The following is a 26,782-nucleotide window of genomic DNA, read 5'->3' on the forward strand; positions in this document are numbered from 1 at the left end:
CGAACGGGTCCGGGGTCCGCCCCGGGCCCGTTCGTGCGTCCACCCGGCCGACCGCCGGGCACCGGAGGAACCACAGCGATGACGACGATCCCGACCCTGTCCCACGGGCGGGTCACCATCCGGCCCCTCCGGCTCCGGGACACCCGTGACCTCGACGTCGCCCTCGCCACGAACCGCTCGTGGCTGCGGACGTGGGAGGCCACCAACCCCTCCGGGCACGTCTCCACCGACGTCCGGGGCAGCATCCGCGCACTGCAGGCGAACGCCCGCGCCGGACTCGGCCTGCCGTTCGCGATGGAGCTCGACGGCCGATTCGTGGGTCAGCTCAACGTGTCCGGCATCAGCTACGGGTCGCTGGCGAGTGCGTCCATCGGCTACTGGGTGGTCGAGGGTGCCGCCGGTCACAACGTCACCCCGATCGCGGTCGCGATGGCCGTCGACCACTGCTTCCGCGTCGTCGGCATCCACCGCATCGAGATCTGCATCCGACCGGAGAACGCGCCGAGCCTGCGCGTCGTCGAGAAGCTCGGCTTCCGCTTCGAGGGCCTGCGTCGCCGGTACATCCACATCAACGGCGACTGGCGCGACCACTTCTGCTTCGCCCTCGTGGCAGAAGAGGTGCGCGAGGGCGTCCTCGACCGTTGGGTCGCCGGCCGGGTCCCGCCCGGTGCGGGCAGCGTGCCCGCCGCCGCCCGCGACGAGGCCGCGACACCGCTCGACACCCGACCGCGCATCTGACGGTCCTCCCCGTCACGCCGACGCACCGGCAGGGAGGCTCGCCCCACCGCCCACGGATTCCGCCGCGACTCGCGCAACACGCGTCCGGCAATGGGCGGTCCGGGGAACGCGCACCCCTACCGTGTCCCCATGGCAGGTATCGGCTCCTGGGGCGGCGGCATCGTCCTGCTCATCGCGGCCGTGCTCTGGGTCGTCTACCTCATGCCGTCGTGGGCGGCCCGTCGGCAGTACCTCGCCACCGAACGGAACGCGATCCGGCTGCAGCAGACGCTGCGCATCCTCGCGCAGACCGCCGAGCTCCCCGACGAGGTCCGGGTCGAGATGAACGCGAAGTCCCTCGCCGAGGCGCAGCGCGTCGCCCGGTCCGAGGAGGCCAAGCGTGCCGCGATCGTCCGTGCGCACGAGGCCGCGCGGCAGCGTGAGATCACCCGGCGACTCGCGGAGCAGCAGCCGAAGCTCGAGCGGGCGTCCTCGGTCCCCGCACTGACCGCCATGCGGATGCGGCGCTCCCGGCTCGGGGCGACCCTGTTCGGGACGCTCGGTGTCGTCGTCGCGGCGGTCGTCTTCGTCGTCGCCCCCGGCGCTTGGCTCGTCGGGGTCGCCGGGCTCGTCGCCGCCGGTGGGTCCGCAGCGGTCCTCGCACAGCTGCACCAGGTGGCCCAGGCGCGGAAGGCGCGTGCCGCGGCGGGCGCTGCGGAGGCGACCCGTGCCTCCCGGCCGTCGACCGCGTGGACGGACCCGGCGCCGCCGCTGTCCACCGAGCAGCCCGCCGAGCCCGCGCGCGACCGGAGCTGGACCCCGGCCCGCGTGCCGAAGCCCCTGTACGTCGAGCGGCCCGCCGTCCCCGCTCCCTCGCCGGAGTCGTCCGCCGAGCTCGCCGCGCGGCTCCGCGAGCGCGTGGCCGAGGCGAAGGCCGAGGCCGAGGCCGAGGCAGCGGCGATCCGGGCGGGGGAGACCGACCCGACGCTCGCGCGGGTGTCGCGGATGCGTTCCGACGTCGAGGACGCCGCGGCGTCGCTGTCCGCGCACGACCAGGGCCGTCTGGCGGAGCGGCTGGGCCTGCGCGCGCCCGCTGCTGCGTCCCGCCCCGCCGCTCCTGCTGCCACAGCTCCTGCTCCCGCGGTGGCCGACGCGACGGCTGCGCCGGAGCCCGAGCAGTCGGCGGCTCCGAGTCGTTGGGCCGGCATGGGCGTCATCGGCGACGAGGCCTACCAGCAGACCGACCTCGACGCGGTCATGCGTCGGCGCCGCGCGGTCTGACGCGACCCTCCGGGGTCCCGGAGTGCGGCGCGCCCGGCTGTGGCGAGCCGATTTCGGTTCGCGCTCCCGGTGGTGCTAGTGTGGTCGAGCACTTGGGGCTATGGCGCAGTTGGTAGCGCGTCTCGTTCGCAATGAGAAGGTCAGGGGTTCGAATCCCCTTAGCTCCACCAAGCAGCAGCGAAGGGCCACCCGATCGGGTGGCCCTTCGTCGTTCCCGGTGGCGAACGCGTCAGCTCGGGATGCTGTCCGTCAGGACGCCGGCCTGCGCGAGTGCCGCGTGGATCGCGTTCGCGGCCTGCTCGAACGCCCGGTTGCCCCGCGCCACGCCGAGGGCTCCGCCCTTGACCGCCGACCGGCCCGACCCCCGGAGCAGTCGCGCGACCGTCCGGCCGTCGGGCGCGACCATGAGCTGCACGTCGAGCCGGGTGTGGAAGGTCCGGTCGTTCAGCAGCCCGCCGGCGAACAGGGTCAGGCCGAGGCTGCCGCGGGTGGCGAGCAGCGTGCCCTGGTCGCCGTCGGCGACGGTGTAGCCCTCGCGGACGAGGGCGTCACGGACGGTGGCGCGGGTGGACTCGGGATCGGCGGCGACGAAGAAGTCGTGGCTCTCGGGCATGTTCGGTCGGATCCTTCCGGTGGATGGTGTGCTGCCAGCGATCCTGCCGTACCGTCGCCTACCCTGGTCGGGTCATGACTGCTTCGTTCACCCGCCGTTCCCTGCTGTCGCTGGCCGGCGTCGCCGGCATCGGGGTCGCCGTCGCGGCCTGCTCGCGCGGAGACGACGCGTCCCCGGCCGCATCCTCCCGCGCCGGCGGTGAGCCGAGCGGGGCGCCGTCGTCCGGCTCGTCCTCGGGCGCCGTGGCGTCCTCGGTCACGCCCGCGCAGGTACCGCTCGCCGGTGGTGTCACCGTGACGGTCACGGGATCCGGCCTCGCGGCGGTGCGGGGCGTCACGGTCGGCGGGATCGCGGCGCGTGACGTCGAGGCCTCGGCGACGAAGGTGACCTTCACGGCGCCGCACCAGGCGATGTACACGGCCGGGTCGGCCGACGTCGCGCTCTTCACGTCGGCGATCGAGCCGAGCCCCTCCGCGAACCAGTCGTCGGACGGCAACGGCAGCGCGGCGAACGACGGGCAGGCCGGCGCCACGCAGGACCAGGCGACCGCGGACCCGACCCCGACGACCGCGCCGACGCCGGACGCCTCGACCGCGGTCGCGACGACCTCGGTGGCCTACGCGGCCCTCACGGACGTCGACCGGCAGCTCGAGTACGCGATGCGGTACTGGAAGGACTACAACCTCGCCGAGTACGGCACGATGAACCCGATCGGCGGGGACTGCGCGAACTACGTCAGCCAGACGCTGATCGCCCGCGGGTGGGACCAGCGAGACGACTGGTACAGCCGGTCCGCCGGCGCGCAGCACAGTGCGACGTGGACGTACTGCCCGGCGATGGACCCGTGGATGACGGCGAACGCGGCGACGTTCGGGTTGACCCGCCGGTCCCTCGACGAGCGCAGCAAGGTCAAGGTCGGCGACATCGTGTTCTACGACTGGAACGCCAACCGGTCGCCCGACCACGTGACGATCGTGTCCGAGGTGTTCACCGAGCCGGACGGCACCGTGCGGATCAAGTCGGCGAGCCACAACCAGGACGGGCCGTACCGCGACCTCGACGAGATGATCACCGTGCAGCACCCCGGCGGCACGGCCTGGTTCCACACGTTCGACGCGTAGCGCGGCACGCGGCGCCGCGATCGCGCTCCGCTCAGGGGTACCCGAGGAACCAGAGCAGCACGATCGCGACCGGCTGCAGGCACACGCCGACGACCAGCCACGCGACCGTCCGCCGCCGGGTCCCCGCGAACACGTCGGCCCCGAGCAGCGGCGCCGTCGGCAACAGCAGCCGGGGCAGGCTCTGCTGCGGCAGGAACACCGCGACCAGGTAGAGCGCGTACGCGGCGGTGAACGACTCGACGTCGACGCCGAGCGCCCGCACACCCCGGCGCGTCCAGAACCACAACCCGCCGGCGAGCACGACGACCACGAGCACGATCCCGAGCGGCCCGAGCCACGTCGAGGCCATCGTGAACCACGGGGTCAGCGGCGCGAAGTGCTGCCGCCCGACGAACCCGACCCACCACGACAGCTCGGTCTCGAGGTACGCGTCCGGCCGCCCCGTCACCGCCGAGGCCACGACCGGCCATGCCAGCCCCGCCGCCGCGATCCCGAGCCCCGCGACGACGATCGCCACGGTGTCCCAGACCGGGAGTGCCCGGCGCTCCTGCACGAGCCGCACGACCAGGTGCACCGCGAGGGCCACGGCGAGCGCGAGCACCCCCGGCTTCGTGAACGCGGCGACGAGCCCGAGCGGCAGCACGACCCAGTACCGCCGGCGCACCAGGGCGAGCAGGGCGCCGAAGAGCAGGAGCAGGAAGGTGCTCTCGGCGTAGGCCACCTGCAGCAGGAACCCGGTCGGTGCGAACGCGAACAGCGCCGTCGCCCGGGTCGCCCGACGGTCGTCGGAGACCGCGCGCACCAGCCGCCAGAGCAGGACGCACGCGCCGGCTCCTGCGAACGTGGCGACGAGCACACCCGCCGCCCAGAAGGACCCGCCGACGAACGGCTGCACGACCCGGGCGAGCGCCGGGAACACCGGCAGGAACGCCCACGGGTTCGGCAGCACGTGCCCGTCGGCGTCCGTCGGCAGCGTGGTCGGGTAGCCGTGCTCGGCGATGGTCCGGTAGGACGAGGCGTCCCACGACCCGAGGAAGGACAGGAACGTCCCCTCGCGCCGGACCGACGCGAACGGCCAGCCGTTCGCCCGGGCGAGCACCCAGACCGTGAGCAGCAGGACGGTGCTGACCGCGCGGGACGCCAGCCACACGGCCAGGGGAGCCGTCCACCCGCGGCCCCGTCCCTCCAGACCGGTCACGAACAGGTGACGGACGCGGGACGGCAGCACCGGCCGGGAGGCCCGGGTCGTCTCCGCCACGTCGGTCACCGACCGATCCTCCCACCTCCACAGCAGTCGTCCACTGTCCGTTCGCCGCACCTTCAGGGATCGCCAGGTTGCCGAGCGTTGCATCTGGCACGTTCCCTGGAAACCAGCAACAGGAGGAATCATGCCCTTCATCACCGTCGGCGCCGAGAACGGCCACGACATCGACCTGCACTACGACGACCTCGGCACCGGCGACCCGGTCGTCCTGATCCACGGCTGGCCGCTCTCCGGCCGCTCGTGGGAGGGCCAGGTCCCGGCGCTCGTCGAGGCCGGCCACCGCGTCATCGCCTACGACCGCCGCGGCTTCGGCCAGTCGTCGCAGCCGTGGGGCGGCTACGACTACGACACGTTCGCCGCGGACCTCGACAAGCTCATCACCGAGCTCGACCTGACGAACGTCACCCTCATCGGGTTCTCGATGGGCGGCGGTGAGCTCGCGCGCTACGTCTCGACCTACGGCACCGCGAAGGTCAAGAAGCTCGTCTTCGCCAGTGCGGTGCCGCCGTACCTGTGGAAGTCGGACGACAACCCGGACGGCGCGGTCGACCAGGACCTGGCCGACTGGTTCTCGAACGGCATCACGGGTGACCGTCCGGCGTTCCTGCACCAGTTCGTCGACATGTTCTACACGCCGGGCGGGGAGCCGGGTCTGCTGAAGAAGCCGCTCGTGAGCGACGACCAGCGCGCCTACGACCTGGCGATCGCCGAGCTCGCCTCGCCGAAGGGCACCCTCGACTGCACGGTCGCCTTCGCCACGACCGACTTCCGCGACGACCTGACGAAGGTCGACGTCCCGACGCTCGTCATCCACGGCGACTCGGACGGCATCGTGCCCTTCGAGGCCTCGGGCAAGCGCACCGCGGCGGCGATCCCGAACGCGCAGACGCACGTCATCGAGGGTGGCCCGCACGGGGTGCTCGCCTCGCACAAGGACGAGTGGAACGAGGCGGTCCTGCGCTTCCTGGCGTCCTGACCCCTCCCCCTTCCGCAAGACGCAACGTGGGCGGTTCCTCGCAGCGGTACATCGCTGCGCAGAGCCGCCCACGTTGCGTTTCGCGGGACCTGCGGGACCCGCGAGACCCGCGGGACTCGGCTCAGCGCCCCGTGACCGCGGCGCGGATGCGCTCGATCGGGACCTTCGGGGTGCGGTCGGCGTGCAGCAGCCCGTTCGTCTCCTGCATCGTGTCCGTCAGCTGCGTCCAGCACGACCCGGCCAGGAACGAGCTCGCCCGGACCCCGTCGTAGAGCGCGGTGATCCGCGCGACCCAGTCGTCACCGTCGACGGCCGAGGTGTACCCCCACCCGTCCTCGCGCTTCGCTCCGGGTTGGAAGTCCACGCCGCCGAACTCCGTGAGCATGACCGGTTGCCCCTGGTCAACCGCGCCGCCCACCAGGATCCGACGATCTGCCGGCCCCCGCCCGCCGAGCAGCGCCGTCCGTGCGGCATCGTCGGCGTAGGTCGCCGCGAGCCGCGCCCCGTCGCCCTCGTAGTCGTGCACGGTGACGATGTCCGAGTTGGTGTGCTCCCACCCGTCGTTCGAGATCACCGGCCGGGTCGGGTCGAGGGCCCGCGTGACGTCGGCGAGCGACCGGGCGTAGGCCTGCTGCGCCGGGTCCGTCGCGACGTGCTGCACGCCCCAGCTCTCGTTCGCCGGCACCCAGGTGACGATCGACGGGTGCGAGGCGTCGCGCTCGACGGCGTCCATCCACTCCCGCACCAGTCGCTGCACGGCGAGCGTGGAGAACGCGTAGGCACCGGGGGCCTCACCCCAGACGAGCAGCCCGAGCCGGTCCGCCCAGTACAGGAACCGCGGGTCCTCGATCTTCTGGTGGTTGCGCGCGGCGGTGAAGCCGAGTTCCTTGATGAGCTCGACCTCGCGGCGGAGTGCCTGCCGCGACGGCGCCGCCAGGTGCGACTCCGGCCAGTAGCCCTGGTTGAGCACACTGCGGACGTCGTAGGCGCGGCCGTTCAGCAGGAAGGCGCCACCGTCGACACCCACGGTGCGGACCCCGAAGTACGACGACACGGCGTCCAGGGGCTCGCTGCCCTCGGCAGGCAGCAGCGTGGCGACGGCGTCGACCAGGCGCGGAGTCTCGGGGGTCCACACGAGCTCGTCCTCGGCCTGGCCGTTGTGCTGCCGGGCGACCGGCACGACGACCTCGACCTCGTGGGCGTTCGCGGGGACGGTCGTCTCCACCGTCGCCAGGTCCTCGTCGCCCTCGTGCCAGCGTGCCGCGACCCGGACGCGTGCGCCGACCGGGCGCTCGCCGGCGAGCCGGACGGTCAGCCGCACCGTCGCGTGGTCGACGTTCGTCCACCGCAGGGCCCCGATCGACGCGGTCGGCACGGCCTCGAGCCAGACCGTCTGCCAGATCCCGGTGGAGCGGCGGTACCAGATCGCGTGCGGGTGCTCGTGCCAGTCCTGCTTGCCGCGCGGCTGCGTGACGTCGTGCGGATCGTCCTCGGCGCGGACGACCAGGGTGTGCGTGGCGTCGGGGTCGGTGCCGAGCGCCTCGGTCACGTCGAGCGTGAAGGGGGTGTGCCCGCCCTCGTGCTCGCCGATGAACTGCCCGTCGACCCAGACACGGGCGCGGTGGTCGACGGCGCCGAAGTGCAGCAGGAGCCGAGGTGCCGCGTCGCCGTACCCGGCGGCGTCGAGCTCGGCGCGGGTGACCGTCCGGGCGTACCAGACCACGGGGTGGAACCCGGGCTCGTCGATGCCCGACGCCGGTGACTCGGGCGGGAACGGCACGGTGATGTCCCGGGCGTCTGGGAACCCGGTGCGCCAGGCCGGGTCGTCGCCCGTGTTCCGGAACGACCACGTCCCGTCGAGGTCCGCCCACGCACCGCGGAGCATCTGCGGTCGGGGGTACGAGCCGTCCTGGTCGGAGGCGCGCGGGAGCGGGGGCAGTGGGGCGGCGACGGTGCCGTCGAGCGAGGTCATGCCTCCATGCTGGCCGCTCCGTACATCGTTGTAAAGCACGGTGCACGAACCGGCTGTCCGCGACTCGGGGCGCACCCCGGGACCGGCGCGTACCGTTCGCTGCATGAGCGCCGAGGCACCCGAGCACGTCGACGACCGCACGCTGGAGGACTGGATCGCACGCCAGCGCTGGTACGCAGCGAAGGGTGGGACCCCGGCGCTGCGCACCGTCGCCGAGACCGACGGCACGCGACTCGTGCTCGACGACGCCGCGACCGGGCCGGTCCTGTACCAGGTGCCCGTCGTCGGCAGCCCGGACGACGACGTCGCGGACCTCGTCGACGCCACCACGGACACCGACTGGGTCCGGCAGCTCGCAGCGCGCATCGACGCCGACCCCGAGAGCCTCCGCCCGATCGGCGAGGTGACCGCGTCCCGGGTGCTGTCAGGGGAGCAGTCGAACACCTCGGTCATCTGCGACACCGCGTCCGGCGACCGCGTCATCGTCAAGGTCTTCCGGGTGCTCCACCACGGCGACAACCCCGACGTCACCACGCAGCTCGCACTGTCGGCCGCGGGCAGCGAGCGTGTGCCGACCGTGTACGGCGCGCAGCGGGCGACCTGGCCCGATCCCGGCCGCCCCGACGGCACGGCGACCGGACACCTCGCGTTCGCGCAGGAGTTCCTGCCCGGCCTCGAGGACGCATGGCGCGTGGCACTGGGCGACGCCCGGACCGGCACCCCGTGGGACGACCAGGCAGCCGCGCTCGGCGAGGCGCTCGCCGAGGTGCACCGCACGCTCGCCACCGCCCTGCCGACCCAGCCCGCGGACGAGCCCCGTCGCGACGCAGCGATCGCGACGATGCGGGCACGGCTCGACGCCGCCGTCCGCGAGGCCCCGACCGTCGAGCCGCACGTCGACGCCATCCGTGCGGTGTACGACCGGGCCGCCGCTGCGCACTGGCCCGACCTGCAGCGCATCCACGGCGACCTGCACCTCGGCCAGGTCCTCGCTGCACCGGAACCCCGTGGATGGGTGTTCCTCGACTTCGAGGGGGAGCCGCTCCGCCCCCTCGCCGAGCGGTCGCTGCCCGACTCGACGCTCCGTGACGTCGCGGGCATGCTCCGGTCCTTCGACTACGTCGCGGGCGCGCTCGCGCACGACGCCGAGTTCGTCGACGCGGGCACCTGGGCGCAGGCAGCACGCCAGGCGTTCCTCGACGGGTACCGCCGGGGCACCGGCGGCGACCTGACCGAGCACCGCGCACTGCTCGACGCCTTCGAGCTCGACAAGGCCGTGTACGAGGTGGTCTACGAGACCCGGAACCGCCCCGACTGGGTCGGCATCCCGCTGGCCGCGGTCGCGCGGCTGGCCGCTGACGGCGCAGCCTGACCCGCTGACGGACGGCAGGCGCGGTGCCAGCCGGCACCGCGCCTCCCGTCCGTCACGTGGTGACGTCGACCGACGTCGTCAGTTCACGGGGCCCGTGTACTTCTCGCCCGGTCCCTTGCCCGGCGCGTCCGGGATGCTCGAGGCCTCGCGGAACGCGAGCTGCACCGACCGCAGCCCGTCGCGGAGCGGACGGGCGTGGTGGTCGCCGATCTCGGTGGCGGCCGCCGTCACGAGCCCGGCGAGGGCCGTGATGAGCTTCCGTGCCTCGTCCAGGTCGGTCTGCTGCTGCGGGTCGTCCGCCAGCCCGACCTTCACGGCTGCCGCGCTGAGCAGGTGCACCGCGACGGTGTTGATGAGCTCGACCGCGGGGACCTCGGCGATGTCCCGGGCCTCGTCGCCGGCGTCGAACCGCTCGTCCGTCCCGACGGCGTCCTCGGGGTCGTGGTTCGCGGCGGTCTCGTTCTCGGGGGTGTCGGGCACGGTGCTCCTCTGCTAGACTCGTCGGCGGCAGATGCTGTCCGTGTGCCCAGATCGCCTCCACAGGGGGCGGACCGAGTTCCGGACGGCGTCGTAGAAGAGGAGTCTCTCCCACCCGCGGCCGTGCACCACAGGCTACCGGGTCCCAACCGCTCCGCCGGCGTCAGCGCCGGTCGGCTGCCCCTCCGGGGTCGGCGTCGGGCGGCTGCCGAACGGGTTCCGATCCGTGCGTCAGATCTCCTCTCTCGTGCCGTCGTCCAGCGCAGCAGCGCCGGACGGCCACCACCTGATTGAAGGAGCTCCGCATCACCGATCCCCGCACCAACGACCGAATCCGCGTTCCCGAGGTCCGACTCGTCGGCCCCCAGGGTGAGCAGGTCGGCGTTGTCCCGATCGCCATGGCCCTGCGTCTCGCGCAGGAAGCCGAACTGGATCTGGTCGAGGTCGCCCCGAACTCGAAGCCGCCCGTGGCCAAGATCATGGACTACGGCAAGTTCAAGTACGAGGCTGCGCAGAAGGCCAAGGAAGCCCGTCGCAACCAGGTGAACACCGACCTCAAGGAGGTCCGGTTCCGCCTGAAGATCGACGTGCACGACTACGAGACGAAGCGCAAGCGTGCCGAGGGCTTCCTCCTCGGTGGCGACAAGGTGAAGGCCATGATCCTCTTCCGTGGTCGCGAGCAGTCGCGCCCGGAGCAGGGCGTCCGTCTCCTCCAGAAGTTCGCCGAGGAGATCGCCGAGTTCGGTGTCGTCGAGTCGCGTCCGACCCAGGACGGTCGCAACATGACGATGATCATCGCCCCCCTCAAGAACAAGTCCGACGTCAAGGGCGAGCAGAACGCCAAGCGTGCTGCGCAGAAGGCCGAACGTCGCGCGACGGAGCACGCAGCGAAGGGCAAGGAGGCCGATGAGGCCACCGAGTCCGCGCCGGCCGAGGCTCCCGCCGAGTAGGTCCCCGGAGATCGCCCGCGCGGCGCTCTGCGAACCGCGATGACGCGGCCCACCCATCCACCCCACGGAAAGGCACCACGATGCCCAAGCAGAAGACCCACTCCGGGTCGAAGAAGCGCTTCAAGGTCACCGGCAGCGGCAAGATCATGAAGCAGCAGGCCGGTATGCGTCACAACCTCGAGGTCAAGAGCGCCAAGCGCAAGGCCCGCCTCAACGAGGACCAGGTCCTCGCCAAGGCCGACGCGAAGAACGTCAAGAAGCTTCTCGGCCACTGAGCCGGCGGAATCGTAAAGGAACGAAAACATGGCACGTGTAAAGAGAGCGGTCAACGCCGCCAAGAAGCGCCGCGTCATCCTCGAGCGCGCCGAGGGCTACCGCGGCCAGCGTTCGCGCCTGTACCGCAAGGCCAAGGAGCAGGTCACCCACTCCCTCGTCTACGCGTACCGGGACCGTCACGCCAAGAAGGGTGAGTTCCGTCGCCTCTGGATCCAGCGCATCAACGCTGCGTCGCGTGCGAACGGCCTGACCTACAACCGCCTGATCCAGGGGCTCTCCCTGGCCGGCGTCGAGGTCGACCGTCGCATCCTCGCAGACCTCGCGGTGAACAACCCCGAGACGTTCGCGGCGCTCGTCGAGACCGCCAAGAAGGCCCTGCCGGCCGACACCTCGGCACCGAAGGCCGCGTAGTCACGCCAGCTCCCGAAGCCCCTGCTCCGTCCACGGAGCGGGGGCTTCGTGCATGCTGCGACACTTGACCCGTGAGTGATCTCCTCGAGAACCCGAAGTCCGGACGTGTCAGGGCCGTCGCGGCCCTGGCCAAGAAGGACGTCCGCGCCGACACCGGACTCTTCCTGCTCGAGGGGCCGCAGGCCGTCCGCGAGGCGATCGAGTACCGGCCTGAGCTCCTCCGCGAGCTCTACGTGACGCCGACGGCCGCCGCCCGCTACGGACTCGACGACGCGCCGGTCGACACGTGGTTCGTCAGCGAGCAGGTCCTCGACACGATGGCCGACACCGTCACCCCGCAGGGGGTCGTCGCGGTGTGCCAGCAGTTCCCGACGTCGGTGAAGGACGTCTTCCCGGACGCCGGACCCGACCTGGAGGCGCGTGGCGCGTCCGCCGCGGACGGCGCGCTGCCCGGACTGGTCGCGATCCTCGAGCAGGTCCGGGACCCGGGGAACGCCGGCACGATCATCCGCGCCGCCGACGCGGCGGGCGCCGACGCGGTCGTGCTGACCGGCCGTTCGGTCGACCCGTACAACCCGAAGGTGGTGCGCTCGACCACCGGGTCGCTCTTCCACGTGCCGGTCTCGGTCGGGGTGACGCTCGCCGATGCGGTCGCCCGCGCGAAGGCCCTCGGCTACACGGTCCTCGCCGCCGACGTGTCCGGTGACGACCTGCCCGACGTCCGCGCCGACGGCATGCTCGACGGGCCGACCGCGTGGGTCTTCGGCAACGAGGCCCGCGGGCTCACGACCGAGGACCTCGCGCTCGTCGACCGAGCCGTGAAGGTGCCGATCTACGGCCGAGCGGAGTCGATGAACCTGGCGACGGCCGCGTCGGTCTGCCTGTACGAGTCGGCGTTCGCGCACCGGACGAAGTAGTCCTGCACAGGCGCTCCTCGTCCGCGCCCACTCACCGTCCGATCGGTGCAGGACGGCGGTATCCCGGGGGCCGGTAGGCTTGGGCCTCGTGTCAGAACACCTCGAGATCAGCGAAGCGGCCGTCGCCGACGCGGTCGACCGGGCCCTCGCCGCGGTCCGCGCGACGACGACCGTGGCCGAGCTGAAGCAGGCCCGGGCGGAGCACACGGGCGAGCAGTCGACGCTCGCGCGGATGAACGCGTCGATGCGCAGCGTGCCGAAGGAGCAGAAGGCCGAGGCCGGCAAGCTCGTCGGCCAGGCGCGCGGTCGGGTCAACGCCGCCGTCGCCGAGCAGGAGTCGGTCCTCGCCGAGGCCGAGGAACGCGCCCGGCTCGAGGCCGAACGGGTCGACGTCACCGCGCTGCCGGTCCGTCGCGCGCCGGGCTCCCGCCACCCGCTCTCGGTCCTCAACGAGACCGTCGCCGACATCTTCGTCGGCATGGGGTGGGAAGTCGCGGAGGGCCCTGAGCTCGAGCACGAGTGGTTCAACTTCGACGCGCTGAACTTCGACCCGGACCACCCCGCGCGGGCGATGGCCGACACGATCTTCGTCGAGCCGGTCGACCGACACCTGGTCATGCGCACGCACACCTCCCCGGTGCAGGTCCGCTCGCTGCTGTCCCGCGACCTGCCGCTCTACGTGATCGCCCCGGGGCGCGTGTACCGGGCCGACGAGCTCGACGCCACGCACCTGCCGGTCTTCACCCAGGTCGAGGGCATCGCGATCGACAAGGGCCTGACGATGGCACACCTGCGCGGCACGCTCGAGCACTTCGCGCGCCAGGTGTTCGGCGCCGAGGCACAGATCCGCCTGCGCCCGAACTACTTCCCGTTCACCGAGCCGAGTGCCGAGATGGACGTCTGGCAGCCGAACGCCAAGGGCGGCGCGCGGTGGGTCGAGTGGGGTGGCTGCGGCATGGTGAACCCCAACGTCCTGCGTGCGGCCGGCATCGACCCGGACGAGTACCAGGGCTTCGCGTTCGGGATGGGCATCGAGCGGACGCTCCAGTTCCGCAACGGCCTGAACGACATGCGTGACTTCCTCGAGGGCGACATCCGCTTCTCGCAGCAGTTCGGAACGGTGGTCTGATGCGCGTCCCACTCCGCTGGCTCGGCGAGTCCGTCGACCTGCCCGACGACGTCTCCCTCGAGCACGTCCACGCGGCCCTCGTGTCGGTGGGCTTCGAGGAAGAGGACGTCCACACCTACGACCTCACCGGCCCGATCGTCGTCGGCCGTGTGCTCGAGCGCGAGCCCGAGCCGCAGAAGAACGGCAAGACGATCAACTGGTGCCAGGTCGACGTGGGGGAGTCCGAGCCCCGTGGCATCGTCTGCGGCGCGCACAACTTCGACGTGGGCGACCTCGTCGTCGTGACGCTGCCGGGCGCCGTGCTCCCCGGCCCGTTCCCGATCGCCGCGCGCAAGACCTACGGCCACGTGTCCGACGGCATGATCGCCTCGGCCCGTGAACTGGGCCTGGGCGACGAGCACGACGGCATCCTCCGGTTCGCCGACCTCGGCATGGAGCCCGAGGTCGGGGCGGACGCGATCGCGCTGCTCGGCCTCGACGACGCCGCGGTCGAGATCAACGTCACCCCGGACCGCGGCTACGTGATGAGCATGCGCGGCGTCGCCCGCGAGTACGCGCACGCCACCGGTGCGAGCTTCCACGACCCGGTCGAGCGCGTGACGCCCCGCTCGGGCGAGGGGTTCCGCGTCACCATCGACGACCGGGCACCCGTCCGCGGTCGCGTCGGCGCGCACACCTTCGTCACCCGCGTCGTCCGGGGGGTCGACCCGACCCGGAAGACACCGGCCTGGATGGTGTCGCGTCTGGCACTGGCAGGTGTCCGCTCGATCTCGCTGCCGGTCGACATCACGAACTACGTCATGTTCGAGCTCGGCCAGCCCCTGCACGGCTACGACCTCGCCAAGGTCAGCGGTGGGCTCGGCGTGCGTCGCGCGGCGGCGGGGGAGACCCTCGTCACCCTCGACGACACGACCCGCACGCTCGACCCCGAGGACCTCGTCATCACCGACGACGACGGCCCGGTCGGCCTGGCCGGCGTGATGGGCGGGGCACGCACGGAGATCTCGGACACGACGACGGACGTCCTGATCGAGGCCGCCGGCTTCGACCAGGTCTCGATCGCCCGGACGGCCCGACGGCACAAGCTCCCGAGCGAGGCCTCCAAGCGCTTCGAGCGCGGGGTCGACCCGCTCGTGGCCGAGGCCGCCGCGAACCGCGCCGTCGAGCTCCTCGTCGAGCTCGCGGGCGGGACGGCCGACGCCCTCGGCTCGACGCTCGTCGACGCCGAGCCCCGCCCGACCACCACGATGCGTGCGTCCCGCCCGGCCGACCTCGTCGGTGTCGAGTACACCGACGCCGAGGTCGTCGACACGCTCCGTGCGATCGGGGCGACGGTCGACGTCGACGGCGAGCTGCTCGTCGTCACGCCGCCGTCCTGGCGACCGGACCTCACCGACGACACGACCCTGGTCGAGGAGGTGGCCCGCATCGTCGGGTACGACCGCATCCCCAGCGTGCTGCCGGTCGCCCCGCCCGGTCGCGGTCTGACCCGGCACCAGCAGGCCCGTCGACGCGTGTCCGCCGCCCTCGCCGCGCAGGGCCTCGTCGAGGTCGTCACCGCGCCGTTCGTCTCACGGTCCACCCAGGACGCCTACCCGGGCATCGACGGCGACGGCGGTCCCAGCGTGGTGCTCGCGAACGCACTGGACAGCGAGCAGTCGCTGCTCCGCCGCAGCGGTCTCCCCGCCCTCGTCGACGCCGCGCGCCGCAACGTGTCCCGCGGGCTCGTCGACGTCGCCCTGTACGAGACGTCGCGCGTCTTCCTGCCGTCGACGGACGCGGAGCTCGGTACCGACTCCGTGCCGGCCGGCGCGGCCCGACCCGACCAGGACACCCTCGCCGCGCTCGACGCGTCGCTCCCGCCCCAGCCCTTCCACGTGTCCGCGCTGCTGACCGGCAACCGCGTCGTGAAGCAGCCCGGCGTGCAGCCGGAGCAGTACGGCATCGCGGACGCGCTCGACGTCGCCCGCGAGGTCGCCTGGGCGGTCGGTGTGGAGCTCCGGGTCGCGCAGACGAGCCACCCGTCCCTGCACCCGGGGCGTGCGGCCTCGCTGCTCGTCGGGGACACCGTCGTCGGCGTCGCCGGTGAACTGCTGCCCGTCCTCACCGAGGCCGCGGTGCTGCCGCGCGTGGTCGCCGTCCTCGAGCTCGACCTCGACGCCCTGGTGGCCGCGGCTCCGGAGCTCGTCGCGGTGGCGCCGATCGTGTCCTACCCGGCGGCGACGCAGGACCTCTCCCTCGTGGTCGCGGTCGACGTCCCGGCGGGTGACGTGCTCGACGCCGTCCGCTCCGGCGCCGGAGCGCTGCTGGAGTATGCTCGGCTCGTGGACGACTACCGGGGCACGGGCGTGGACGAGGGACAGAAGTCCCTGACGTTCGCCCTGCGCTTCCGTGCCACGGACCGCACGCTGACCGCTGCCGAGGCCTCCGAGGCCCGTGACGGCGCCGTCCGACGTGCCGGCGAGCGATTCGGGGCGACCCTGCGCGACTGATCCACCGGATCAGCACCGCCCGGGGCCGCCGCCTCCGACTCTCTCGACGACCAGTCCGACCAAAGGTGGAACCCATGTCCGTATCCGTCGCCGTGGCGGGAGCCTCCGGCTACGCGGGCGGAGAGCTCCTGCGCGTGCTCGCCGCCCACCCAGAGTTCGACGTCAGGACGGTGACGGCCTTCTCGAACGCGGGGCAGCCGCTCATCGCGACGCAGCCGCACCTGCGATCGCTGGCGCACCTGACGCTGGTGGAGACGACGGCTGCGAACCTGCGCGGGCACGACGTGGTGTTCCTCGCGCTGCCGCACGGACAGTCCGGGGCGATCACGGCCGAGCTCGACGACGACACCCTCGTCGTCGACTGCGGCGCGGACCACCGGCTGACCGACCCGGCGGCGTGGGACGCGTTCTACGGCGGCGAGTACCACGGCGCCTGGACCTACGGGCTGCCGGAGCTGCTGCACGCGGCACCCGCACCGGGCACGGCCGACGAGTGGCGCGACGTCGACGACATCACCGGACCCGGGCGGCAGCGGACGGAGCTCGCCGCGACGAAGCGGATCGCGGTGCCGGGCTGCAACGTCACGGCGGTGACGCTCGGCATCCAGCCCGGCGTCCAGGCCGGACTCGTCGAGACGGACGACCTCGTCGCGGTGCTGAGCGTCGGGCCGAGCGGTGCCGGCAAGAAGCTCGCGACCACCTACCTGGCGTCGGAGATCATGGGCTCCGCGAGTGCCTACGCGGTCGGTGGCACCCACCGGCACATCCCGGAGATCCAGCAGAACCTGGTGGCCGCCGGGGCCGGCGACGTCCGGATCTCGTTCACACCCGTGCTGGTCCCGATGGCGCGCGGCATCCTCGCGACCACCACCGCCAGGCTCTCGCCCGGGGTCAGCGCCCGCGACGTCCGACTCGCGTGGGAACAGGCCTACGCCGACGAGCCCTTCGTGCACCTGCTCCCGGAGGGCGAGTTCCCCCGCACCGCGGACACCGTCGGTGCGAACACCGCGCTCGTCGGCATCGCCGTCGACGAGGCCGCGGGCCGCGTGGTCGCCGTGAGCGCCCTCGACAACCTGGCCAAGGGCACCGCCGGCGCGGCGGTGCAGTCGGCCAACATCGCCCTGGGCTTCCCCGAGACCCTCGGCCTCAGCGTGGACGGAGTCGCACCGTGACCGACGTGACCTCGACGGACCAGCCCGGGACGGGCCTCCAGGGTGTGACCGCTGCCGCGGGGTTCCGCGCGGCCGGTGTGACCGCCGGACTCAAGGCGAGCGGGAAGCCCGACGTCGCCCTCGTCGTGAACGACGGCCCCGACGCCGCAGTGGCGGCGGTCTTCACGAGCAACCGTGCGCAGGCGCACCCGGTGATCTGGTCGCGTCAGGTCGTCGGCGACGGCGTCGCTCGGGCCGTGGTGCTCAACTCCGGTGGCGCGAACTGCTTCACCGGCCCGTTCGGCTTCCAGACCACGCACATGACGGCCGAGGCCGTCGGCGACGCCCTCGGCATCGGTGCCGGTGACGTCGTCGTCTGCTCGACGGGCCTGATCGGCCGCGGTGACCAGACGTTCCGCGACGGCGTGCTCCGCGGGGTCGGCCTGGCCAGCGCGGCGCTGTCCTCCGACGGAGGGCCCGACGCCGCGGCGGCGATCATGACGACGGACACCACGCCGAAGCAGTCCGTCGTGACCGAGGACGGGTGGACGCTCGGCGGCATGGCGAAGGGCGCCGGCATGCTGGCGCCCGGCCTCGCGACGATGCTCGTCGTCCTCACCACCGACGCCGTGCAGACGCCCGAGCAACTCGACCAGGCGCTCCGCGCGGCCACCCGCGTGACGTTCGACCGCGTCGACTCGGACGGCTGCATGTCGACGAACGACACCGTCGTGCTGCTGTCGTCCGGTGCCAGCGGGGTCACCCCCGAGGTCGGCGACTTCCAGGAGGCCCTGACCGCGGTCTGCGCCGACCTCGCGCGTCAGCTCCAGCAGGACGCCGAGGGTGCGAGCCACGACATCACGATCGAGGTCACCGGCGCAGTGTCCGAGGACGAGGCCGTCACGGTCGGGCGCAGCGTCGCCCGCAACAACCTCTTCAAGGCCGCGGTCTTCGGCAACGACCCGAACTGGGGCCGGGTGCTGGCGGCGATCGGGACCACCGACGCCGAGTTCGACCCGTACGCGGTCGACGTCAGCATGAACGGCGTCCGCGTCTGCCACGCCGGTGCCCCGGACCGGCCGATCGACGAGGTCGACCTGACCCCGCGTGACACCCACGTGCTGATCGAGCTCGGGGTGGGCGCGCACGCGGCGACGATCCTGACGAACGACCTGACGCACGACTACGTCCACGAGAACAGCGCGTACTCCAGCTGATGAGCGACGACCTGACCAAGGAAGAAGAGCACGAGCTCGCCGCCGTCAAGGCCGCGACGCTCATCGAGTCCCTGCCGTGGCTGAAGCGGTTCTCGGGGAAGACCGTCGTCGTGAAGTTCGGCGGCAACGCGATGGTGAACGACGACCTCAAGCGGGCGTTCGCCGAGGACATGGTCTACCTCCGCTACGCCGGACTCCACCCGGTCGTGGTGCACGGCGGCGGTCCGCAGATCTCGGCAGCACTGAAGGAACAGGGCATCGCGTCCGAGTTCCGCGGCGGGTACCGCGTGACGACGACCGAGGCGATCACCGTCGTGCGCGACGTGCTCGCCGGCGAGGTCAACCGCGAGATCGTCGACCTCGTCAACGAGCACGGCGACGGTCTGGCCGTCGGCGTCTCCGGTGACGGCGGCTCGCTGTTCACGGGCGAGAAGAAGGGCGTCGTCGTCGACGGCGAGCACTTCGACCTCGGCCACGTCGGCGACATCACCCACGTCGACCCGACCGGCGTCCTCGCCGCGATCGCGGCCGGGCGCATCCCGATCGTCTCGAGCATCGCGATCGACGACGCCCACCCGGACCAGGCGCTGAACGTCAACGCCGACGCCGCGGCCGGTGCGCTGGCCATCGCGCTCGGCGCTGCCAAGCTCATGATGCTGACGGACGTGCCCGGGCTCTACCGCAACTGGCCGGACCGCGACTCGATCATCGACCTGATCGCGGTCGACGAGCTCCGGGCGCTGCTGCCGAGCCTCGAGTCGGGGATGATCCCGAAGATGACCGCGTGCCTCGACGCCGTGGTCGGCGGGGTCGGCGGCGCGACGATCATCGACGGGCGGATCCCGCACTCGATCCTGCTCGAGGTCTTCACCCTGCGGGGTGCCGGCACCGAGGTGATCCCGGACCCGAGCCGTCGCACCGAGAACCAGAACACCCACGCCGAGGTCGGCCGACGGGTGCCCGAGTCCGCAGCGGACCCGGGTCGACACGCGGCGGACGATCACACGAGCACGACGCAGCAGACGAGCACGACGCAGAAGGGGACCGAGCAGTGAGCACCGAGACGCAGACCCAGACCTGGAACGACCGGTTCGGGGCGTCGCTCATGCGATCCCTGACCCCGCCGAAGATCATGCTCGACCACGGCAAGGGCTGCCGCGTGTGGGACGTCGACGGCAACGAGTACCTCGACTTCCTGGCGGGCATCGCCGTGAACTCCCTCGGACACGCCCACCCGGCGCTGGTCGAGGCCGTCGCCGACCAGGCCGCGAAGCTCGTGCACGTGTCGAACTACTTCGCGACGCCGCCGCAGCTCGAGCTCGCCGAGCGCCTGAAGCGGATCACCGGAGCGGGGGACGCGGGTCGCGTGTACTTCGGCAACTCCGGCGCCGAGGCGAACGAGGCCGCGTTCAAGCTCGCGCGGCTGAACAAGGGCGCGGACGGTCGGAAGACCCGGATCCTCGCGCTGAAGCAGGGCTTCCACGGCCGGACCATGGGCGCGCTCGCGCTCACCGGCAAGCCGGCCCTGCAGGAGGACTTCCTGCCCATGATCGCCGGCGTCGAGCACATCGACTCGACGGTCGAGGCGCTCGAGGCCGCGATCGACGACACCGTCGCTGCACTGATCCTCGAGCCGATCAAGGGCGAGGCCGGTGTGGTCGACCTGCCCGAGGGCTTCCTGCTGGCCGCCCGGCACCTGACCGAGGAGCACGGCGCGCTGTTCATCCTCGACGAGATCCAGACCGGCGTCGGTCGGACCGGCAACTGGTTCACCTTCCAGGGCCACGGCTTCACCCCGGACGCCGTCACGATCGCGAAGGGCATCGCCGGCGGGTTCCCGATCGGCGCCCTCGTGACCTTCGGCTGGGCGTCCGAGCTGTTCTCGGCCGGCCAGCACGGTTCGACGTTCGGCGGCAACCCGCTCGGCACGCGCGTCGCGAACGCGGTGCTCGAGGAGATCGAGCGCGCAGACCTGGTGGCCGGCGCGGTCACCAAGGGCGAGCGCATCCGTGCCGGCATCGCCGCCCTCGGGTCGCCGCTGGTGCAGGAGGTCCGCGGGACGGGCCTGCTCGTCGGTGTCGGCCTGACCGCGCCCGTCGGCCCGGCCGTCAACGCCGCCGCCCTCGAGCGCGGCCTCATCATCAACGCCCCGAACGAGTCGAGCCTGCGCATCGCACCGCCGCTCATCGTGACCGACGCCGAGATCGACGAGTTCGTGTCGATCCTCGGCCAGAGCCTCGCGGCCGTCGCCGCCGAGCAGGAGACCTCCGCATGACTCGCCACTTCCTCCGCGACGACGACCTCACCCAGGCCGAGCAGTCCGCGATCCTCGACCTCGCCGCCCGGATGAAGGACGACCGCTGGGGGCAGAAGCCCCTGGCCGGGCCGCAGTCGGTCGCGGTGATCTTCGACAAGTCGTCGACCCGCACCCGGGTGTCCTTCCACGTCGGGATCTCCGACCTCGGCGGCAGCCCCCTCGTGATCACGACCGCGAACAGCCAGCTCGGCGGCAAGGAGACCCCGTCCGACACCGCCCGGGTGCTCGAACGCATGGTGTCGGCCATCGTCTGGCGCACCTACGCCCAGTCCGGGCTCGAGGAGATGGCGGCGGGCACCCGCGTGCCGGTCGTCAACGCGCTGTCGGACGACTTCCACCCGTGCCAGCTCCTCGCCGACCTGCTCACGATCCGTGAGCACCGCGGCACCCTCGCCGGTCAGACCGTCGCGTTCATCGGCGACGGCGCGAGCAACATGGCGCAGTCGTACCTGCTCGCAGGCGCGACCGCCGGCATGCACGTCCGTGTCGCCGCTCCGGCAGCGTTCAGCCCGGACGCCGGGGTCGTCGCCGACGCCGAGCGTCGTGCGGCCGAGACCGGCGGCTCCGTCCTCGTGGTCACCGACCCGGTGGCAGCGGTCGCGGGTGCCGACGTCGTGGTCACCGACACGTGGGTGTCGATGGGCAAGGAGGACGAGAAGCAGGCGCGACTCGACACCTTCGCGGGGTACCGCGTGGACGACGAGCTGATGGGGCACGCCGCCGACGACGCTGTGTTCCTGCACTGCCTGCCGGCGGACCGCGGGTTCGAGGTGACGGCCGAGGTCATCGACGGGCCGCGCAGCATCATCTGGGACGAGGCGGAGAACCGTCTGCACGCGCAGAAGGCCCTGCTCGCCTGGCTCCTCGCCGCGAACGCGACCGGCAGCCCGGCCGCGGCGTCCAGCCCGACCGCCTGACCCCGCTCGACTGGAGTCCCGTGACCGACCGCATCGTCGTCTCCTGCTCCGCCGGGGTGGACCCGGCGGCGGCGGTCGAGCACTTCGCCGTCGACCACGAGGTCCTGGCCCTCGTGGTCGACCTCGGCGGTCGCTCCCGCGAGGTCGACGCGGTGCGCGAGCGCGTGCGTGCGGCCGGTGCCGTGGACGCCGTCGTGGTCGACGCGAAGACCGAGTACGCCGACCGGTACGTCGTCGCGGCGGTGCGGGCGAACGCCGGGGGTCCGGGGCGTCCGCTCGTCCCGGCGCTCCGTCTGCCGATCGTCGCCGACCACCTGGTCCGGACGGCCCGGCAGCTCGGTGCCGACGCGGTGGCGCACCTCACCGCCGCCCCGGACGAGGTCGCCCTCACGACGACGGTCGCCGGGCACGACCCCGACCTCCGGGTCCTCCCGGTCCCGACCGGCGTCGTCCCGGTCGGTGGCACCGAGCACGACGTGTGGGGACGGGTCCTGACCACGCAGGACGTCGAGGACCCGTGGGCCACCGTCGAGCCCTCGGCGTGGGCGCGGACGGCGGACCCGGCCACGCAGCCGGACACCGAGCCCGACGAGGTCACCGTGACCTTCGAGCACGGTGTCCCGGTCGCCCTCGACGGGCAACGCTTCCCGGTCCTGCGCCTGCTGCGCGAACTCGACGCCCTCGCCGGTCGCCACGGCGTCGGTCGGCACGACCTGGTCGTCGACCTGCTCGACGGCCGCAAGGCCCGCCGCCTGGCGGAGACCCCGGGAGCGACGGCACTCGTGGCCGCGCACCGGGACCTCGAACGCCTGACCCTCGAGCGCGACGTGCTGCGCGCGAAGGACGACGCAGACCGCGCGTGGGCGGACCTGGTCGACGGCGGCCGGTGGGCGAGCGGGCTCCGGCGCGCGCTCGACGCCTTCATCGAGGAGACGCAGCGGCACGTCTCCGGCGACGTCCGGCTCTCGTTGCACGGCGGGGTCGCGAGCGTCGTCGGACGCCGCTCGGAGCAGAGCCTCGTCGACTTCGAGCTCGCAGGGGCCGCGACCACCGAGGGCGTCCCGCTCGCGGACGCCCGGGCCCGACCGACACGGACGGCCACACGGCGCGACCGCGCGAACTGAACACCGCCCACACCGGCACCGAGCCGCAGGAACACCGGCACCGAGCCGCACGAACGCCGGCCCCGGCACCACGAACCCCGCACGACCGACCACCACCCAGGCAGGACGACATGACCGACGTGACCCAGCCCAGCAAGACCGACGCCACGAACACGGGCGCCCTCTGGGGTGGCCGCTTCGCGGACGGCCCCAGCGCCGAACTCGCCGCGCTGTCCCGGTCGACGCAGTTCGACTGGCAGCTCGCCCCGTACGACATCGCCGGCTCGCGCGCCCACGCCCGTGCCCTGCACACCGCGGGCTACCTGTCGGCGGACGAGCTCGAGCGCATGACCGCCGGTCTCGACCGCCTCGAGGCCGCGCACGCCGACGGCTCCCTGCAGCCCGACGACGGTGACGAGGACGTGCACGGTGCCCTCGAGCGCCTGCTCATCGCCGACCTCGGTCCGGAACTCGGCGGCAAGCTCCGCGCCGGCCGGAGCCGCAACGACCAGATCGCCACCCTGGGTCGCATGCACATGCTCGACCACGGCCGGCGGATCGGACGGCTCGTGATCGACCTCGTCGACGCGATCTCCCAGCAGGCCAGCGAGCACCCGACGGCGATCATGCCCGGGCGCACCCACCTGCAGCACGCGCAGCCGTTGCTCCTCGCCCACCACCTCCTCGCGCACGCGTGGCCGCTCGTCCGCGACCTCGAACGACTCCGCGACTGGGCCGACCGCGCGAGCGTCAGCCCGTACGGCGCCGGGGCCCTGGCGGGCAGCTCCCTCGGGCTCGACCCGACCGCCATCGCCCGTGAGCTCGGCTTCGCGCGCCCCGCGGACAACTCGATCGACGCCACGGCCGCCCGGGACGTCGTCGCGGAGTTCGCGTTCGTCCTCGCGCAGATCGGCATCGACGTCTCCCGCCTGGCCGAGGAGATCATCCTCTGGAACACGAAGGAGTTCGGGTTCGTCCGGCTGCACGACGCCTTCTCGACGGGGTCGAGCATCATGCCGCAGAAGAAGAACCCGGACATCGCCGAACTCGCGCGCGGCAAGTCGGGTCGACTCGTCGGCAACCTCACGGGCCTCCTCACGACGCTCAAGGGCCTGCCGCTCGCGTACAACCGCGACCTGCAGGAGGACAAGGAGCCGGTCTTCGACTCCGTCGCCCAGCTCGAGGTGCTGCTGCCGGCCTTCACGGGCATGGTCGCGACGCTCACCTTCGACACCGAGCGGATGGCCGAGCTCGCGCCGCAGGGCTTCTCGCTCGCGACCGACGTCGCCGAGTGGCTGGTCCGGCAGGGCGTCCCCTTCCGTGACGCGCACGAGATCTCGGGCGCGCTGGTCCGGTACTGCGAGGAGCGCGGCATCGAGCTCGACGAACCCGGCGACGACGAGTACCGCGCCGTGTCCGAGCACCTCACCCCCGAGGTCCGCGGGGTCCTGACGATCGAGGGTAGCGTCGCGTCCCGCGCCGGCGTCGGCGGCACGGCGCCGGACCGCGTCGCCGAGCAGCTGGCCGCCCTGACCCGTCGCGTCCACGACCTCGCCGAGGGCGCGCCCTTCACGCGATGAGCGACGCGCTCCTCGCGCTCCTCGCCGAGCCCGCTCCGGTCTGCGCACCGGCGCTGCTCGGCGCGACGATCACGGGGCGTGGCGTGACGCTGCGCATCACCGAGGTCGAGGCGTACTGGGGTCCCACCGATCCCGGGTCGCACGGCCACCGCGGGCCGACACCGCGGAACCGGCACCTCTTCGGGCCGCCGGGGACGCTCTACGCCTACCGCTCGTACGGCATCCACACCTGCGTCAACGTGGTGAGCGGGCCGGAGGGCACCTCGTCCGGCTCGCTCCTGCGCGGCGCCGAGGTGGTCGACGGCGTCGAGGCGGCTCGGGCACGCCGCGGTCCGTCGGTCGCGGACGTCGCGCTGGCGCGTGGTCCGGGCAACCTCGGGCAGGCCCTCGGCGCCGTGCTCGGCGAGGACGACGGCACCTCGGTCCTCGACGGATCCGGACCGTTCAGGCTCACGCTCGCACCCGGTCTGGAGGCGCGGCTCACCACCGCCGACCCGGCCGACGTGGTCGCGGAGCTGCTCGCCGAGACGGTGGCCGGCCCCGCGGGGACGGCTCCGGTCCGGCGGATCTCGCGCGGACCGCGCACCGGCGTCGCCGGTGTCGCTGGCGGGGCGACGTTCCCCTGGCGCTCCTGGCTGACCGGTGACCCGACGGTCTCGCCGTACCGACGGCACCAGCGCGCGGTCGACTGACCGGGCGAGCCGCGCCTCCCGTCCGGCTCCCGCCGGTCGCTACGATGGTCCGGTGTCCAGCGCAACCGATCCCGATGTCCTGACACGCCAGCAGAACGACCCCACCTTCGCCTCGGTGTGGGACGAACTGCGCTGGCGCGGTCTGGTGCACGTCTCCACCGACGAGACGGCACTCCAGGAGGCCCTCGACGGCGGGACGGTCACGTACTACTGCGGGTTCGACCCGACCGCGCCGTCGCTGCACTGCGGCAACCTGCTGCAGCTGCTGACGATGCGGCGGCTGCAGCTCGCCGGGCACAAGCCGCTCGCGCTCGTCGGCGGGTCCACCGGGCTCATCGGCGACCCACGGCCGACCGCGGAGCGCACCCTGAACACCCCCGAGACCGTCGCCGAGTGGGTGAGCCGGCTGCAGGCGCAGGTGTCCCGGTTCCTCAGCCCGGACGGCGAGAACGGCGTGCGGCTCGTCAACAACCTCGACTGGACGGCGCCGCTGTCCGCGATCGACTTCCTGCGTGACATCGGCAAGTACTTCCGGGTGAACGCGATGCTGAAGAAGGACGCCGTCGCGGCGCGCCTGAACTCCGACGCGGGGATCAGCTACACGGAGTTCAGCTACCAGATCCTGCAGGGACTCGACTACCGCGAGCTGTACCGGCAGTACGGCTGCACGCTGCAGACCGGTGGTTCGGACCAGTGGGGCAACCTGACCTCCGGCACCGACCTGATCCGGCGCACCGAAGGGGTGTCCGTGCACGCGCTCGGGACCCCGCTCATCACGAACTCGGACGGCACGAAGTTCGGCAAGAGCGAGGGCAACGCGATCTGGCTCGACGCCGAGATGACCTCGCCGTACGCCTTCTACCAGTTCTGGCTCAACACGGCGGACGCCGACGTGATCGCCCGACTGCGCGAGTTCACCTTCCTCGACCGTGCGGAGATCGGGCGACTCGAGCAGGCCGTGGCCGACGAGCCCTTCCGGCGCGAGGCCCAGCGCACGCTGGCATTCGAGGTCACGTCGCTGGTGCACGGTGCGGCTGCGACCCGGGCGGCGATCGACGCCTCGGCGGCGCTGTTCGGCAACGGCGACCTGGCCGCGCTCGACGATGCGACCCTGCGTGCCGCGGTCGCCGAGCTCCCCGGCACGGTGTCGCTGCCGGGCGAGGCCGACGTCGCTCGCGCCCTCGTCGACACCGGACTCGTGAAGTCGCTCGGCGAAGCGCGCCGGGCGGTCGACCAGGGCGGCGTGTACGTGAACAACGTCCGCGCCGACGACCCGACCGCGCAGCTCGCGAGCCTCGCGCTGCCCGGCGGGGTCATCGTCCTCCGTCGCGGCAAGAAGACCCTGGCCGGCGTCACCCTCGGCTGATCGATCCACCCTCGGTGCACCCGGTGCCCGGTCTCCAGACGGAGGCCGGGCACCGCTGCGTCCGGGGGAGTTGCACCGTGCGACACGCCCGGACGGCGGCCCGGTTGGCGCTCCTCGTCGCTGCTGCGTAGAGTTCTTACTCGTCACCCCAAAGGTGCGGCGGAGCGGCTGGAGCGAGAGCCCAGAGCCTGCCGGCCTCAAGCGGGACCATCCTCCACCGAAGTTCAGATCAGGCCTTGTGCTTGATCACTTCGACGCTTAGGATGACTACTCTACTGGCCCTCTCCCACGGGATGAGCCACAGGACCTCGGTCCGACGAGTTGCCGGTGACACCAAGAACACCATGCCCCTCTGGCGGAGCTCCTTCTGGGAGTCGAGTGGGGGGTGCGTCTGGTCCTTGAGAACTCAACAGCGTGCACATTGTCAATGCCAATTTATTGACCCCGTGCGATTGCAGCTTTGGTTGTGGT

The 26,782-nt window shown here is 72.4% G+C and carries 24 protein-coding genes and 1 tRNA gene; 21 read left to right on the forward strand and 4 right to left on the reverse strand.

The genetic code is table 11. The annotated features are described in order from the left end of the window. The first annotated feature begins 78 nt into the window (after positions 1–78). From ACIPEQ_RS13810 to ACIPEQ_RS13820, 3 genes are all read left to right on the forward strand, one after another. Positions 79–738 (forward strand): GNAT family N-acetyltransferase, encoded by a 660-nt coding sequence (locus ACIPEQ_RS13810; protein WP_126891990.1) that lies wholly within the window; start codon positions 79–81, stop codon positions 736–738. A 129-nt stretch (positions 739–867) separates the two neighbouring features. Next, positions 868–1,998 carry a hypothetical protein gene (locus ACIPEQ_RS13815; protein WP_402715597.1) on the forward strand — a complete coding sequence of 377 codons (1,131 nt, stop codon included), beginning with the start codon at positions 868–870 and terminating at the stop codon, positions 1,996–1,998. 94 nt (positions 1,999–2,092) lie between these two features. Then, positions 2,093–2,168: transfer RNA gene (locus ACIPEQ_RS13820), tRNA-Ala, on the forward strand. A 59-nt stretch (positions 2,169–2,227) separates the two neighbouring features. On the opposite strand, the gene ACIPEQ_RS13825 is transcribed toward ACIPEQ_RS13820, so the two are convergent. Continuing rightward, on the reverse strand, positions 2,228–2,611 hold the full coding sequence (locus ACIPEQ_RS13825) for a hypothetical protein (protein ID WP_209680239.1): 384 nt from the start codon (positions 2,609–2,611) through the stop codon (positions 2,228–2,230). A 74-nt stretch (positions 2,612–2,685) separates the two neighbouring features. Between ACIPEQ_RS13825 and ACIPEQ_RS13830 the strand changes: the two genes are divergently transcribed. Further along, entirely contained in the window at positions 2,686–3,732 is a 1,047-nt protein-coding gene (locus ACIPEQ_RS13830; RefSeq protein ID WP_402715598.1) for an amidase domain-containing protein, read from the forward strand. Between the two features lie 31 nt (positions 3,733–3,763). On the opposite strand, the gene ACIPEQ_RS13835 is transcribed toward ACIPEQ_RS13830, so the two are convergent. Continuing rightward, positions 3,764–4,999: a hypothetical protein gene (locus ACIPEQ_RS13835; protein WP_402715599.1), complete on the reverse strand. Its 1,236-nt coding sequence runs from the start codon at positions 4,997–4,999 to the stop codon at positions 3,764–3,766. Between the two features lie 121 nt (positions 5,000–5,120). Between ACIPEQ_RS13835 and ACIPEQ_RS13840 the strand changes: the two genes are divergently transcribed. Further along, the gene (locus ACIPEQ_RS13840; RefSeq protein ID WP_402715600.1) at positions 5,121–5,972 is read left to right on the forward strand and encodes an alpha/beta fold hydrolase; all 852 of its coding nucleotides are present in this window, start codon (positions 5,121–5,123) and stop codon (positions 5,970–5,972) included. Between the two features lie 121 nt (positions 5,973–6,093). Here ACIPEQ_RS13840 and ACIPEQ_RS13845 read toward each other — a convergent pair whose 3' ends face one another. Next, complete coding sequence (locus ACIPEQ_RS13845) at positions 6,094–7,944, reverse strand: glycoside hydrolase family 2 protein (protein ID WP_402715601.1); 1,851 nt, start codon at positions 7,942–7,944, stop codon at positions 6,094–6,096. A gap of 103 nt (positions 7,945–8,047) precedes the next feature. On the opposite strand from ACIPEQ_RS13845, the gene ACIPEQ_RS13850 reads away from it, so the two are divergent. Further along, a complete protein-coding gene (locus ACIPEQ_RS13850; protein ID WP_402715602.1) occupies positions 8,048–9,316 on the forward strand; it encodes a phosphotransferase in 1,269 nt (422 codons plus the stop codon). Between the two features lie 78 nt (positions 9,317–9,394). On the opposite strand, the gene ACIPEQ_RS13855 is transcribed toward ACIPEQ_RS13850, so the two are convergent. Next, complete coding sequence (locus ACIPEQ_RS13855; RefSeq protein ID WP_126891841.1) at positions 9,395–9,697, reverse strand: DUF1844 domain-containing protein; 303 nt, start codon at positions 9,695–9,697, stop codon at positions 9,395–9,397. 386 nt (positions 9,698–10,083) lie between these two features. Between ACIPEQ_RS13855 and infC the strand changes: the two genes are divergently transcribed. The 15 genes from infC to tyrS all read left to right on the forward strand — a co-directional run bounded on the left by infC (position 10,084) and on the right by tyrS (position 26,311). Then, a complete protein-coding gene (gene infC / locus ACIPEQ_RS13860; RefSeq protein WP_126891830.1) occupies positions 10,084–10,743 on the forward strand; it encodes a translation initiation factor IF-3 in 660 nt (219 codons plus the stop codon). A gap of 80 nt (positions 10,744–10,823) precedes the next feature. Next, the gene (gene rpmI, locus ACIPEQ_RS13865; protein ID WP_022903519.1) at positions 10,824–11,018 is read left to right on the forward strand and encodes a 50S ribosomal protein L35; all 195 of its coding nucleotides are present in this window, start codon (positions 10,824–10,826) and stop codon (positions 11,016–11,018) included. Between the two features lie 28 nt (positions 11,019–11,046). Beyond that, entirely contained in the window at positions 11,047–11,430 is a 384-nt protein-coding gene (gene rplT / locus ACIPEQ_RS13870; protein ID WP_066656427.1) for a 50S ribosomal protein L20, read from the forward strand. 71 nt (positions 11,431–11,501) lie between these two features. Continuing rightward, positions 11,502–12,347 (forward strand): TrmH family RNA methyltransferase, encoded by an 846-nt coding sequence (locus ACIPEQ_RS13875; RefSeq protein ID WP_402715603.1) that lies wholly within the window; start codon positions 11,502–11,504, stop codon positions 12,345–12,347. Positions 12,348–12,435: 88 nt separating this feature from the next. Then, entirely contained in the window at positions 12,436–13,476 is a 1,041-nt protein-coding gene (pheS, locus tag ACIPEQ_RS13880) for a phenylalanine--tRNA ligase subunit alpha (RefSeq protein WP_209680219.1), read from the forward strand. Next, positions 13,476–15,968 (forward strand): phenylalanine--tRNA ligase subunit beta, encoded by a 2,493-nt coding sequence (pheT, locus tag ACIPEQ_RS13885; RefSeq protein WP_402715604.1) that lies wholly within the window; start codon positions 13,476–13,478, stop codon positions 15,966–15,968. The genes pheS and pheT overlap by 1 nt, the downstream gene beginning before the upstream one ends. Before the next feature lie 74 nt (positions 15,969–16,042). Continuing rightward, the gene (locus ACIPEQ_RS13890; RefSeq protein ID WP_402715605.1) at positions 16,043–17,140 is read left to right on the forward strand and encodes an N-acetyl-gamma-glutamyl-phosphate reductase; all 1,098 of its coding nucleotides are present in this window, start codon (positions 16,043–16,045) and stop codon (positions 17,138–17,140) included. After that, positions 17,137–18,336, forward strand: a complete 1,200-nt coding sequence (argJ, locus tag ACIPEQ_RS13895; protein WP_402715606.1) for a bifunctional glutamate N-acetyltransferase/amino-acid acetyltransferase ArgJ — start codon at positions 17,137–17,139, stop codon at positions 18,334–18,336. The genes ACIPEQ_RS13890 and argJ overlap by 4 nt, the downstream gene beginning before the upstream one ends. Beyond that, on the forward strand, positions 18,336–19,391 hold the full coding sequence (gene argB / locus ACIPEQ_RS13900; protein ID WP_402715607.1) for an acetylglutamate kinase: 1,056 nt from the start codon (positions 18,336–18,338) through the stop codon (positions 19,389–19,391). Before argJ ends, argB begins: the two co-directional genes overlap by 1 nt. Next, positions 19,388–20,611, forward strand: coding sequence for an acetylornithine transaminase (locus ACIPEQ_RS13905; protein ID WP_402715608.1), 1,224 nt, complete (start codon positions 19,388–19,390; stop codon positions 20,609–20,611). Before argB ends, ACIPEQ_RS13905 begins: the two co-directional genes overlap by 4 nt. Next, complete coding sequence (argF, locus tag ACIPEQ_RS13910; protein ID WP_402715609.1) at positions 20,608–21,570, forward strand: ornithine carbamoyltransferase; 963 nt, start codon at positions 20,608–20,610, stop codon at positions 21,568–21,570. The genes ACIPEQ_RS13905 and argF overlap by 4 nt, the downstream gene beginning before the upstream one ends. A gap of 20 nt (positions 21,571–21,590) precedes the next feature. Then, positions 21,591–22,694: an argininosuccinate synthase domain-containing protein gene (locus tag ACIPEQ_RS13915; protein WP_402715610.1), complete on the forward strand. Its 1,104-nt coding sequence runs from the start codon at positions 21,591–21,593 to the stop codon at positions 22,692–22,694. Between the two features lie 110 nt (positions 22,695–22,804). Next, positions 22,805–24,253 (forward strand): argininosuccinate lyase, encoded by a 1,449-nt coding sequence (gene argH / locus ACIPEQ_RS13920; protein ID WP_402715611.1) that lies wholly within the window; start codon positions 22,805–22,807, stop codon positions 24,251–24,253. Continuing rightward, positions 24,250–24,945, forward strand: a complete 696-nt coding sequence (locus ACIPEQ_RS13925) for a DNA-3-methyladenine glycosylase (protein ID WP_402715612.1) — start codon at positions 24,250–24,252, stop codon at positions 24,943–24,945. Before argH ends, ACIPEQ_RS13925 begins: the two co-directional genes overlap by 4 nt. Before the next feature lie 52 nt (positions 24,946–24,997). Continuing rightward, a complete protein-coding gene (gene tyrS / locus ACIPEQ_RS13930) occupies positions 24,998–26,311 on the forward strand; it encodes a tyrosine--tRNA ligase (RefSeq protein WP_402715613.1) in 1,314 nt (437 codons plus the stop codon). The last annotated feature ends 471 nt before the right edge of the window (positions 26,312–26,782 follow it).

It is taken from the genome of Curtobacterium sp. NPDC087080 (assembly GCF_044745105.1).
Classification (GTDB): domain Bacteria; phylum Actinomycetota; class Actinomycetes; order Actinomycetales; family Microbacteriaceae; genus Curtobacterium.